Consider the following 11,420-nt stretch of genomic DNA (forward strand, 5'->3'; position numbering starts at 1 on the left):
CTTTTGCTAACGAACAGCTTGCATTCAGTTGAATACTGTAAACCCCCGTTACGGTTTGGTTAAAAATACCGCATAACATGTTGGTTGTTTTAGTTTATATTTGAAAGGGAGTTTACAATACGCTGTGGAAATCAGATTCTGTAATTTCAAATTAATCAAAGTATTAAATTAAGCTTTATATTAATTGAGAAGTGGGGCAGACCACCATGTAGGCTGAAATATAACGACAGGAGTGAGGGCTAATGCTAAAAGCCAAAATATAGCAGCTTGAGCTCGGCTTTTACTAATACGGTAAGACAGTAGCCATAAAAGGGAACTAACTATCATCACAACAAAATATAATAATACTCCATAAACGCCAATACCTTTACCGGCTAAAATAAACTCACTAAATGTGAGGGTTAAGTAAACTTCCGTCCCCACGGCCAATAAAACAGCAACTAAAAATAAGAAACTACCCATAAAATGTCTGTTCATTATCGTAACCCTAAATCGTATAATGGCTTGGCTAACTCTTTTTAGTTATGTTGTGATGAGTTGGCTTCTAATTTAACCAGTGGCAATATTAACCGCCATTTTGCTGCGTTATAAACCACCAAAATGATGTTTTGTAAACTGTCACGTGTATAAGGATAGTATGAAGTACCTATTAAATATCTTGGTGTTATTAATCTCATTTCAACTTAATGCTCAAGAGATCAAAGTTAATACCGGAAAGTATTCCGATTATTATCACATGAAATACGAACTTACTTCAGGCAATTATTCTGTAAACACTGAATATGGATTTTCTAAAGGTGGTCAATTTGAAGTATTTGTTCCTAAGGAACGCTTTCCAATCGCCGCTCCAAGTTGCAAAAAGGATATCATAATTCGTATGCCGCACTCGGGCTCCGAAAAACGTAAACGAGCCCTATACAATGAGCTATTGCTGTCCAAAACTATTACAGTTACATTGGAGCTGAATCCATATGTTAAGGTCTTAAAAAAAGATCCATTACAAGTTGAGTTAAAGTATTGCAATGTATTTTTCAGACAAAAAGCTGGCGACTATTTTGATCAGCTTTAATGCATATAATGAGGGTAAAAACACTAGATTATTGCCCTCGCGTTGCTTATATCAGCCAGCTGCTTTTAGCCCATTATTGGGGCATTATATTTCTCTATGAATTCTAGGTGAAATTTACTTATGAAAGGCAGACTCAATGAGTATAGGGTAAGGATAGCTGATTACCGTATAATTTATGAGATACACGACTCTGAAATGATCATATTAGTGGTAAAAGTTGGTCACAGAAAGGCTATATATAAATAATAGATCTAATTAAGTAATAGCTAGAAGTAGGGGGTTACTGATTTATCTTATTGCTTTAGACTTTATCTAATAGGCAAAATAAGGATAACGGGTCAGTCAATACATTTGATGTCTGAAGTCAAGATTTGACCCTTTCGGTTCACTAAAACGCAATTTTATTGCTTTGTATTAATTACCTTATCAGTTAATAAAGTACACTAAAAGCACCGGCGTTTTAAGCAGTTACTGTAAACCCCCGTTACGGTTTGGGTAAAAATACCGCATGGCGAGGTGGTATTTGCTCAAGTAATTAATCAGCAGCGCCTTTAAATCAGAAACATTCGCGTTGTTTTAGAAAGGGTTGTTGAGTTCATAAGTGATCGTTAGCAATCAAAGTACGTAATAGCCAAAAGTAGGGGGTTACTGATTTATCTTATTCCTTTAGACTTTGTCTAATAGGCAAAATAAAGATAACGGGTCGGTCAATGAATTTGATGTCTGAAGTCAAGATTTGACCCCCTTTGGTTGGACCCCCTTTGGTTTTGCTTTAGACTTTATCTAATAGGCAAAATAAGGATAACGGGTCAGTCAATAAATTTGATGTCTGAAGTCAAGATTTGACCCCTTTGGGGTTCTGACCCCTTTGGGGTTCTGATGATGTTAAAGACATTACAAATAATTTTTATGCTTACAATAACGAAGTGTATAGCAGAAATAATAAACTGCTCGGTGTTAAACCTGAAGACGTGGTTATTCTTGATGATGGAAAAACGTTTGTCCGTATAGGATCTCAAATTTTTTATTATAATGCTGTAGTTGAGGGTGCAGATCCAAACACTTTCACAGTAATAGCTGATCGTTTTTCAAAAGATGCAAAGCATGTTTATTGGGAAGTTTATAAAGTAGTCGACGCCGCTCCATTAACCTTTGAATATGAAGAAAATTTATATGCAGACGAGAACGATGCGGGTAGGTACTACTTAAAAAGATGGGAATAAACGCTCAAAGGTACAGGGTATGACTATCTACTCTGTATCTTTATTTTGTATTCGACTATGACTTTTAAACAGCATGATAGTGCTCTCGTAACAATATCGGCTCTCAATAGATATTGCCAAGTTTTGGGGGCATAGTGCAACAAACAGGCATAATTAAGCGTATGCTCGGTACACTACTAAAACGGCACATAGATGTCTGAATGTAGACCCTTTTTACTTTGTATCGGAGTGATAACCTCAGATATTGCGACGAATGAAATAGTCCGAACGAGTTAGCGCCTAGCTTTTTCATAAAATCAATAATTTAACCCACTTAATTACTCAGGCTAATAGCTGCTGTGTGAGCAAATAACATCCTTGCTTAACGGTTAAACATTAGGTTTAATAGGGACATAATAAACGCTGAGCAATGCAGGAAAGCTTAAATTATAATAGGTAAGCTTATTAAATTAGCGGATTTAGCTAGAACCTCTAAAAAGCCTTTCTTTTATATGAAAGTCCATAGCATAAACAACACCAGCTCTGTCACATCGAGCAGGTAGCGCCTCAGTCCGACAAGCGATTGTACAACACAAACAGCGTGTCGCATAAATACTAAAATGTTATGTGAAAAAATATTGGAAAGGAGTCTAATTTGTTTAAAGTTGAATACCTGGTTTTATTTGATGCTAATAAAACTCAATGCAAAACAGTCGCCGCTTTAAAAAATTTACTACAGGCAGACTCGGATCTATCTATTGAGAGAAATAAGGTCACATTTGAACGGAAGACTGCAGACCTAGTTGTAAAACTTGGAAAAAAAGATGATAAAGCTCACATTTATTTTAATGTAATACTGAAGTGCAATCAGGAGGGCGATCTTGAATGGTTTTCGGCTCTTCTGAGATCTATAAGAAGGTCACTATCGTTAATTACAAAATCGACTTATGTGGTTTGGGATGATCTTAGTCTTTATTATAGCTCGCAGGCATACCCGCTGATTTTCAATATTGAAAACTTGATGCGGCAAGTAATTACGAAGTTCATGCTTACAAACATAGGACTTGGGTGGACAAAAGATCGGCTGCCTACGGATGTTCAGCAATCTGTGAACATCAACAATAAAGATACGAACTACCTATACAATGTTGATTTTATTCAGCTCAAAAATTTCCTTTTCAGTGAAAACTATCCAAGCCATAAAGAAAGCCTGATAAAAAAGTTCAAAGCCGCAAAAGACTTATCTGAGCTAAATATTGATGAAATAAGAGCATTAATACCAGAATCAAATTGGGATAAGTACTTTGAACCTATCGTTGATTGTGATGCCGAATATCTCAAGAAACGCTGGGATTTCCTTTACGATCTTAGATGCAAAGTTGCACACAATAAAGACTTTACGAAGGTATCACTAGAAGAAGTTAAAAAATTGGTTTCAGAATTAAGTCCAATTCTTGAGAAAGCTATATCTTCTCTAGATAGTATCGCAGTCTCGGAAGATGAGAAAGATGCAGTATTTGAGAAAGTATTAAGTAATTACGACATTGTATTCTCAAAGTTCATGTCGAGAATTCATAGATTAGAGAACATACTGGACATAATGTTAGAGGCATACGCCCCCGACATAGATTCATCTCGTCACCTGCCAACAATGCAAAAGATCCATATTCTTCACAAATATGGTGTTATTAATGAAAAACAAGCTCATATCATGCATATGGCTAGAAAGGTTAGAAATAGGCTTGTACATAATGAATTTGATATGAGCCATAACGAAGTAATTAATACGCAAATGATGCTCGAAGATCTTATTATTGAGCTGGAGAACAATCTTGGTAGGAACGGCAGTTAAGTCAACACATAACAATCAAATGCAACGGACCAACATTCGCTTCGCTCAAGTTTTCCGCTGAGTTGGTCGTAGTTGCCGTTCTCTGTAAATGGGGTACTTTCAAATCAATAATACCTTGCGGCTCGGTTAGGTTTAATTACTTTTGCTAGGTTTGTTGCACTAAACCCAACCAATATTCAACAAACTTAAAACCTTTCTCCTTTTACCTTTCATCTCGTTGTGTAAACCCCCATGACATTTTGATTAAAAAAGCCACACCTCAACATGTGTTAAGGTGTGGCTTTTTTGCAGCAGCTATAACTAAAATTAAGCGACATTCGCTGCTAATAGTTCGTTGCGTACTAGCTCTGCGCCTTTGCTTAGGGCGTTGAGCTTACCGTTTGCGATGTCGCGCGGCAGGGGGGCCATGCCGCAGTTGGTGCAGGGGTATAGTTTGTCGGCATCTACATATTTAAGCGCTTCGCGTAGGGTTTTTGCCACCTCTTCGGGAGTTTCTATAGTATTGGTGGCTACATCGATTGCGCCCACCATTATTTTTTTACCGCGTACGAGTTCGAGTAGCTCTATGGGTACATGTGAGTTTTGGCATTCGAGCGAAATAATATCAATATTCGATTTTTGCAGCTTAGGGAATACTTCTTCGTATTGTCGCCACTCGGTGCCGAGGGTTTTCTTCCAATCGGTGTTGGCTTTAATGCCGTAGCCGTAGCAAATATGCACGGCGGTTTCGCATTTTAACCCTTCTATAGCTCGCTCTAGGCAGGCTATGCCCCAGTCGTTTACCTCGTCAAAAAACACGTTAAAAGCGGGTTCATCAAATTGGATTATATCAACCCCTGCGGCTTCTAGCTCTTTGGCTTCTTGGTTGAGTATTTTAGCAAATTCCCACGCTAGTTTTTCACGGCTTTTATAGTGATCGTCATACAGGGTGTCGATCATGGTCATTGGCCCAGGCAATGCCCATTTAATTGGTTGACTGGTTTGCTGGCGTAAAAACTTGGCGTCTTCAACAAATACCGATTTAGTGCGAGACACAGGGCCAACCACTGTGGGTACGCTGGCGTCGTAACGGTCGCGAATTTTAACTGTTTTACGGTTTTCAAAATCAACGCCATTTAAGTGTTCAATAAAGGTGGTTACAAAGTGCTGGCGAGTTTGTTCGCCATCGCTGACTATATCTACGCCTGCAGTTTGTTGCTCGTGCAGGGAAATACGCAGGGCGTCGTGTTTGCCATCAACCAGCTCACTGCCTTGTAATTTCCACGGTGACCATAAGGTTTCGGGCTCAGCAAGCCATGACGGTTTTGGCAAGCTGCCTGCTGATGATGTAGGTAATAGTTTTTTCATAATAAATGCTGCCTTTAATTTTGTTGTGTGATTAAGCGATACTTGCCGAGAACTGCTGCAGCACTGACTGATAAGGCTTAATAAAATGCTGCTCAGTAAATTTACCTTGCTCTACCGCTAATTGACCTCGCTCTGCGCGGTCATACACAATTTGCGTTAACGAATGGTCGTCATTTTTTAAATTCGGTTTATAACGGCTACCAGCGGCGGCGTTGGCGTTATAAATTTCTGGACGATAAATTTTTTGAAACGTTTCCATGGTGCTAATAGTGCTAATTAGTTCAAGGTTGCTGTAGTCGTTAAGTAGGTCACCAAAAAAGTAAAACGCTAACGGCGCAACGCTGTTTGGTGGCATAAAGTAGCGCACTTGTAAGCCCATTTTTTTAAAGTATTGCTCAGTTAACGACGACTCATTAGGCTGATACTCTACGCCTAAAATAGGGTGTAAGTTTTCGGTTTGCTGATAGGTTTTGTTATCAGACACGCTTAAACAAATAACCGGTGGCTTTTTAAAGTGCTGTTTATAGGTATTTGAGTTTACAAAGCATTTAAACAACTTGCCGTGTAAGTCACCAAAGTTATCGGGAATGCTAAATTGCGGTTTGCTTTTGTTATGCTCAAGCAATAATACGCTAAAGTCGTAGTCGCGCACATACGATGAAAAGTTATTACCCACCATGCCTTCTATTCGCTCGTTGATTTGGCGGTCAATAATATTGGTTTTTAATACCTCAATTGACGGAAATGCCTGGCCACTGCTAGTAATATCTAAATCAACCGAAATGATCTCGAGCTCAATCTCGTAACGATCCCCTTGTGGGTTATCCCAACTGGCCAGTGCATTAAAACGATTGTTGATCATTTTTAGGGTATTACGCAGGTTTTGTTGGCGGCTTTCACCCCTTGCTAAATTAGCGAAATTAGTCGTAATTCGTGTGTTATTTGACGGATGGTAGTTTTCATCCAAGTTAGTGCTTTTAATAGTAAATGTAAGATCAGTGCTCATAGCCGTATCCTTTCAATTTGAGTTGTTACTGCTTTTATCAATGACACATTACTCGCTGTTAAAACCAAACTAACGGGATAACTGTAATGGTGCTTTGCAGAGTTAATAAATTTATACGCGCTATGTAGCATGAAGAAAAACGGTATTATTTCAGGTAAAACATGAGCCAGATTCATTCTTTAACAAAGTTGAATGGATAAATTAGGCTAGTAGACGCTCCCACTCAGACAAAACCCACTTTAGAAGTCTAGATTTCCGGATGTTTTTACGGGTGTTGTGATTTATTCATACAAAACGTGAGTATTATTCAATGCTCATAAGTACTTAAAGTGCCATTTGCATAAACGGTTGTTGATATACTCGAATAAACCTTGGTGAGCTTAAGCACTTTATTAAGCAGCTCGCCGTCGCAGAACTTTCCACAACATAAGAAGAGACAAAAGGAATGAGTGATTTAATAGTGTTAATTATATACTGCGCCATATTAGGTAGCGGTGTTGGTTTTTTAGCAGGCTTATTAGGAATAGGGGGCGGGCTGGTGATTGTGCCCATACTCAGCATGATATTACTGCACTTTAATGCTTTGCCACCTGAACAAGTAGTGGTGGTTGCCATTGCGACCTCGCTGGCCTCTATTTTATTTACTTCGACCTCATCGGCTATTGCGCATCATAAAAATGGCAATGTACCGTGGGATATTGCACCTTGGGTTATGGCAGGCGTTGCCTTTGGCGCGCTTATTAGTGGCTTTATGGCCGCGCTGTTACCTGAGCATGTGGTACGTTTGGTATTTGCTGTAAGTGTGGTGTTAATTGCATTAAAAATGATTTTTTCAGGTAAGAATGATTCATCATTAGAGCGCCCGTTACCAAATAAAGGGTTGCTAAGCGTTTATACGACCATAACCGGTGGCTTGTCTGCCATGATTGGTATTGGCGGCGGGGCGGTATTGGTGCCATTACTGACGTTTTTTTCTGTCGATATGAAAAAAGCCATAGGCTGCGCATCGGCCTCAGGCATTGTGATAGCGCTGTTTGGATCAATGGGTTATATCAGCTCAGGCAGCCAGTTATTTAGCCTAAAAGAAGGATTTGCAGGCTTTGTGTATTTGCCCGCTTTATTGGGTATTGTATGCACCTCATGGTTTACCGCACCACTCGGTGCTAAAGCCACCCATTATTTGCCAGTTTCAACCATAAAGAAAATATTTGCCGGCTTATTAATAATAATGGCAATCAATATGTTTACTCGATAAGGTTTAAGTTCGCAGGCTTGCTTGCGAATATATTTTGAAATAAAAAACTTTAAGGCAAGGATGCTATGAAAATAGTTAAATTAAGGGATAAAGTTGATAAAACAATCTTAAGTGTTGCTTTGTTCTTTTTGATATCACCTATCATAGGGTTAATTACAGGAACTGCTTATCAGCTTGGAACGACAGGCAGCGACTATCAACAAGCATCGTTAATTGATGACCCAGAGCAATACTGGCAAATTATTATCATGCAACTTACTATTACTTTAGCTATCGGTATCCAAGGGTTTATTACAATCCCAGCCTTAATTGCCGCACGCCAAAAAGTATTAAAGTTTAGAGATAATAATAAAATTGTAGCCAATATCATATTTTATTTGCTCACTCCGGTATTCTTTATCGCTTTGTTGATATTTTTAATATATTTATTTGAACTGTAAGGTTTTAGATCCGTAACCCGCACCCCGACGCCCGTCAATCTTAAAGCGATTAACTAAAATCTACGTCATTTGCGCGTGCTTTATAAATTCGTCATAAATACTGTCTTTAATGAGCCTGTCGGGCGTAAAGGCATAATAATGCTGATAAACATTATCGATTGTACCAATGTAATTTACGCCGTAATGGCGCTCTACTTCGGCTCTTACCAAAATAGGCGCAGGGAATATGCCAAACCCTTGCTCACCGAGTGACTTCATTAATGCGCTGTCGTCAACATGGCCAGCTATTGTCATTTCAATGTCTTGCTCTTGCAGCCAATAATAAATAGCACGCGCGACGGGGCTTTCTTTTGCGGGGAGCACTAAAGGCTTGTTGTTTAAAGACTGCGGAAACTGCTTATGTAACTGCGAATGCCATGTTTCGTTACCAAAAAGAGCGATTTGGCTTTTGCCTATTTCATGACAAAACGCCTTAAATGGCAAGGTGGTATCGAGTGGTTTGTCGGCTAACACTAAGTCGAGCTTATGAATCGCCATTTGCGCCAGCAGTTCATCTTGTTGGCCGTCAATACAGTGTAAGTTGGTAATACGGTCGTTATTAATTAAAGGCGCTAGCCACTTCGACACCAGTGATTTAGGCAACACGTCTGAAATACCCACCTTTAACGTTCGTGAATATTGCGTGGTATCGCCTTGCGTAGTTTCTAGCCATTCGTGAGCTATGGCAAACATATCATTGGTGTACTGCTGAGTTACATGGCCAAACTCAGTTAACTGTAGGCCTCGGCCTTGGCGAACAAATAGCGGTTTTCCTAACCGTTGTTCTAGGTTAGTAATTTGTGAGCTCACCGTTTGCGGCGTTAAATTAAGTATTTTACTCGCCGCTGCAATACTGCCGTGCTTACTTACCTGCCAAAAATAATATAAGTGATTGTAGTTAATGTTGGTAATCATTCGAAAATACCTGTTTTAAAGTAAGAAATAATCAGCTTTTTCCTTTGCCACTAAGTTAGTAGATTACAGTCATGCCTGCAACATAGTTACTATTAAAAGGTGTAATTGCATGAAGCTAAAACTTACAGTTAAAAACAAGATAATTAACGCAAGTGAAAAGATGTCGCTTTTGAAGTTGATAAAAAGCCAATTGGCAAAACATGCTTTAAATATTCGTAAAGTTGAGATTCAAATAAATGATCTTTCGAGTGAGCGCCACGGCACTTTGCAACAATGCAAAATTAATATTCTTTTGCCTGGGCTACCCAGTATTAATGTAAATACAAAGGGAAGAAGTATGCTGCAAGCGATAAAGCGGGCACTTAAAAATTTACAACACATTCTCGTTAATAAGTATCAACCTTCGCAACCAAGCTCTTAATTTTTATTAATATCGCACTTGCAGTGGCATGGATGCTACTCTTTTAATACGACTCTAATTCCAAGCCATGTTTAGTATTAAAAGATTCAATTATTGCCATTGAGCAGTATTTCCTTGTTGGGTTTCGTTGCACTCTACCCAACTTACCGTAACTAAAAATCTTTGACCTTGTTCCTTTAACCTTTGACCTCAGCTGTAAACCCCTCACACCATTTTGATTAAAAAGAGAGTGAAATTTTCAATTACCTAAATCCATAAAACTTAGATAAAAAAGTAACTCAAAGTCGTAACTAAGCACTAAATTTAGGTTTTGATTAATAAGCAAGTGTCTACCTAATACCAAACAGATTTATTTACTCGAGAAAATTGAGGTGGATAGAAGATACTGTTAAGGTACTTTGAAATAATAAAAAAATGCCTAACTAACGGCTAAAACCTCCTCCACCTCATAGGACGTTATCTGCTTAATTAAAGTATTGATATTCAAATTTAACTAATGAAGCGAAAATGGAAAATTTCACCAAACTATTAGCAGTTACACTTTATATATTTTCTTTGTCTGGCTGTACTTCTATTGGCAGTTACGTCATGTCAAACCCCGGTATCTATCTTTCTGAAGCACAGTTTATAAAAGCAAAACCTAGCGACATTGGCTTTGAAAAACATACATTTTGCTCTTTTAGTACCACTCAATGCATTACATATCTGACTGCTGAACCTTATCAAGCAGCTGAATTTTCGCAAGAGAGTTCTGTTTATTACAACCTTCATGCAACTGGTAATAATGTAGAAAATACAATTTCACACAGAATGACACCAGATACATTTAATCGTTTTAAAGGCACTGCTTTATTACTTCATGGCTATGGGGGCAGTAAAGAAGCAATGATGGCCTCAGCTATCTATTTTAGAGCGCTTGGTATGAACGTTATTATTCCAGATCTTTTTGGCCATGGTGAATCAACTGAAGCATTTGTATTTGCAGCAAAAGAGCACGGCATTTTAAATGAACTGCTTGCTGAATCACTTTTAAATCAACCAAATAACCAGACTGTTGTAGTCGGCCATTCTATGGGAGCACTTACTGCAAGTAACTTATTATCATCAGAATATGTTGACGCTGCTATTTTACTTGCCCCAATGATGAGTTTTGATGTTGCAGCTAAGGAGTACTTACCTTATAAATCGCCTTTGCTTAGTCATTTTTTTCATAGCGAGATTGATAATATTGTTAACCAGGCAATGTTTGAGGCAGGAGTAACCATTCAAGAAACAAATTTATTGCCTAAATTAACTGAGACTAAAAAGCCTGTATTGTTAATTAACTCAGATGTTGACTCTCTATCCCCCCCGGCTTACTTTTCATCTATACAAAATGAGTTAGTAAAAAAAATAACTTTTAATGCTCGCTCTCATTCAAGTTTAATGGTGTTTGATCGTGATGATGTTATCGAAATTGAAAAATGGCTAATAACATGGTGAGCCTTCGCTATTTTAGATGACATTGAGTTTATAAGTCATTTTTTATTATTGTCGGGTTTCGTTGCACTCTATCCAACTTACGCTTTGTAAACCCCCGTTACATTTTGATTAAAAAAGCCGCACACTATTTATTTTTAAGGCATTATGTTCGACAGCATTGGCGAATTGAAAACAACCCGTATTACATTTAGATATTCTTTTTAAAGAGGAGAACTCTCGCATTACGTTAGATGGTGCGGTAGAAAATATAGCGTTGTTTAGACTATTCGTGATCAACATGTTGAAGCAATGCGATTGTGGAGTAGCAAGCCAGAAGGTTAAATTGAAAAAGCTGGATGAAGCGATGATTATCGAGTCCGAGTATTTTCTTTGGATTATAAATTCATCAAAGT

The 11,420-nt window shown here is 38.2% G+C and carries 12 protein-coding genes and 1 pseudogene; 9 read left to right on the plus strand and 4 right to left on the minus strand.

Annotated features, from left to right (window positions below; genetic code table 11):
- Positions 1-180: 180 nt before the first annotated feature.
- Entirely contained in the window at positions 181-477 is a 297-nt protein-coding gene (locus tag AC0VZ5_RS19025) for a hypothetical protein (RefSeq protein ID WP_198522551.1), read from the minus strand.
- 160 nt (positions 478-637) lie between these two features.
- Between AC0VZ5_RS19025 and AC0VZ5_RS19030 the strand changes: the two genes are divergently transcribed.
- The 4 genes from AC0VZ5_RS19030 (at position 638) to AC0VZ5_RS19045 (ending at position 4,123) form a co-directional block, all read left to right on the plus strand.
- Positions 638-1,069: a hypothetical protein gene (locus AC0VZ5_RS19030; protein WP_178957066.1), complete on the plus strand. Its 432-nt coding sequence runs from the start codon at positions 638-640 to the stop codon at positions 1,067-1,069.
- A 120-nt stretch (positions 1,070-1,189) separates the two neighbouring features.
- The gene (locus AC0VZ5_RS19035) at positions 1,190-1,315 is read left to right on the plus strand and encodes a type II toxin-antitoxin system RelE family toxin (protein ID WP_464711591.1); all 126 of its coding nucleotides are present in this window, start codon (positions 1,190-1,192) and stop codon (positions 1,313-1,315) included.
- A gap of 647 nt (positions 1,316-1,962) precedes the next feature.
- Entirely contained in the window at positions 1,963-2,292 is a 330-nt protein-coding gene (locus tag AC0VZ5_RS19040; RefSeq protein WP_475475112.1) for a DKNYY domain-containing protein, read from the plus strand.
- 634 nt (positions 2,293-2,926) lie between these two features.
- On the plus strand, positions 2,927-4,123 hold the full coding sequence (locus tag AC0VZ5_RS19045) for a hypothetical protein (RefSeq protein WP_475474916.1): 1,197 nt from the start codon (positions 2,927-2,929) through the stop codon (positions 4,121-4,123).
- A gap of 306 nt (positions 4,124-4,429) precedes the next feature.
- On the opposite strand, the gene AC0VZ5_RS19050 is transcribed toward AC0VZ5_RS19045, so the two are convergent.
- Positions 4,430-5,470 carry a methionine synthase gene (locus tag AC0VZ5_RS19050; protein ID WP_008464446.1) on the minus strand — a complete coding sequence of 347 codons (1,041 nt, stop codon included), beginning with the start codon at positions 5,468-5,470 and terminating at the stop codon, positions 4,430-4,432.
- Positions 5,471-5,501: 31 nt separating this feature from the next.
- On the minus strand, positions 5,502-6,476 hold the full coding sequence (locus AC0VZ5_RS19055; protein ID WP_475474917.1) for a DUF1852 domain-containing protein: 975 nt from the start codon (positions 6,474-6,476) through the stop codon (positions 5,502-5,504).
- Positions 6,477-6,921: 445 nt separating this feature from the next.
- Here AC0VZ5_RS19055 and AC0VZ5_RS19060 point away from each other — a divergent pair, with 445 nt between their 5' ends.
- Together AC0VZ5_RS19060 and AC0VZ5_RS19065 are read left to right on the plus strand one after the other, a co-directional pair.
- Positions 6,922-7,731 carry a sulfite exporter TauE/SafE family protein gene (locus AC0VZ5_RS19060; protein ID WP_178957070.1) on the plus strand — a complete coding sequence of 270 codons (810 nt, stop codon included), beginning with the start codon at positions 6,922-6,924 and terminating at the stop codon, positions 7,729-7,731.
- A 65-nt stretch (positions 7,732-7,796) separates the two neighbouring features.
- The gene (locus tag AC0VZ5_RS19065; RefSeq protein ID WP_475474918.1) at positions 7,797-8,171 is read left to right on the plus strand and encodes a hypothetical protein; all 375 of its coding nucleotides are present in this window, start codon (positions 7,797-7,799) and stop codon (positions 8,169-8,171) included.
- A 60-nt stretch (positions 8,172-8,231) separates the two neighbouring features.
- On the opposite strand, the gene nhaR is transcribed toward AC0VZ5_RS19065, so the two are convergent.
- Positions 8,232-9,125 carry a transcriptional activator NhaR gene (gene nhaR / locus AC0VZ5_RS19070; RefSeq protein ID WP_138627309.1) on the minus strand — a complete coding sequence of 298 codons (894 nt, stop codon included), beginning with the start codon at positions 9,123-9,125 and terminating at the stop codon, positions 8,232-8,234.
- Positions 9,126-9,234: 109 nt separating this feature from the next.
- Here nhaR and AC0VZ5_RS19075 point away from each other — a divergent pair, with 109 nt between their 5' ends.
- The 3 genes and pseudogenes from AC0VZ5_RS19075 to AC0VZ5_RS19085 all read left to right on the plus strand — a co-directional run.
- The gene (locus AC0VZ5_RS19075; RefSeq protein ID WP_198522557.1) at positions 9,235-9,546 is read left to right on the plus strand and encodes a hypothetical protein; all 312 of its coding nucleotides are present in this window, start codon (positions 9,235-9,237) and stop codon (positions 9,544-9,546) included.
- 507 nt (positions 9,547-10,053) lie between these two features.
- Entirely contained in the window at positions 10,054-11,028 is a 975-nt protein-coding gene (locus AC0VZ5_RS19080; protein ID WP_475474919.1) for an alpha/beta hydrolase, read from the plus strand.
- Positions 11,029-11,162: 134 nt separating this feature from the next.
- Positions 11,163-11,394 (plus strand): annotated as a pseudogene (locus AC0VZ5_RS19085) (transposase); the annotation flags it as partial.
- Positions 11,395-11,420: the final 26 nt, after the last annotated feature.

The organism is Pseudoalteromonas sp. QJM3NY_12 (genome assembly GCF_056173165.1).

Excerpts from the sequence above, each read along its gene's own strand:
- nhaR (WP_138627309.1), bottom strand. The coding sequence starts at position 9,125 with ATGATTACCAACATTAACTACAATCACTTATATTATTTTTGGCAGGTA.
- AC0VZ5_RS19060 (WP_178957070.1), top strand. The coding sequence starts at position 6,922 with ATGAGTGATTTAATAGTGTTAATTATATACTGCGCCATATTAGGTAGC.
- AC0VZ5_RS19065 (WP_475474918.1), top strand. The coding sequence starts at position 7,797 with ATGAAAATAGTTAAATTAAGGGATAAAGTTGATAAAACAATCTTAAGT.
- AC0VZ5_RS19035 (WP_464711591.1), top strand. The coding sequence starts at position 1,190 with ATGAAAGGCAGACTCAATGAGTATAGGGTAAGGATAGCTGATTACCGT.
- AC0VZ5_RS19050 (WP_008464446.1), bottom strand. The coding sequence starts at position 5,470 with ATGAAAAAACTATTACCTACATCATCAGCAGGCAGCTTGCCAAAACCG.
- AC0VZ5_RS19025 (WP_198522551.1), bottom strand. The coding sequence starts at position 477 with ATGAACAGACATTTTATGGGTAGTTTCTTATTTTTAGTTGCTGTTTTA.
- AC0VZ5_RS19055 (WP_475474917.1), bottom strand. The coding sequence starts at position 6,476 with ATGAGCACTGATCTTACATTTACTATTAAAAGCACTAACTTGGATGAA.
- AC0VZ5_RS19030 (WP_178957066.1), top strand. The coding sequence starts at position 638 with ATGAAGTACCTATTAAATATCTTGGTGTTATTAATCTCATTTCAACTT.
- AC0VZ5_RS19080 (WP_475474919.1), top strand. The coding sequence starts at position 10,054 with ATGGAAAATTTCACCAAACTATTAGCAGTTACACTTTATATATTTTCT.
- AC0VZ5_RS19075 (WP_198522557.1), top strand. The coding sequence starts at position 9,235 with ATGAAGCTAAAACTTACAGTTAAAAACAAGATAATTAACGCAAGTGAA.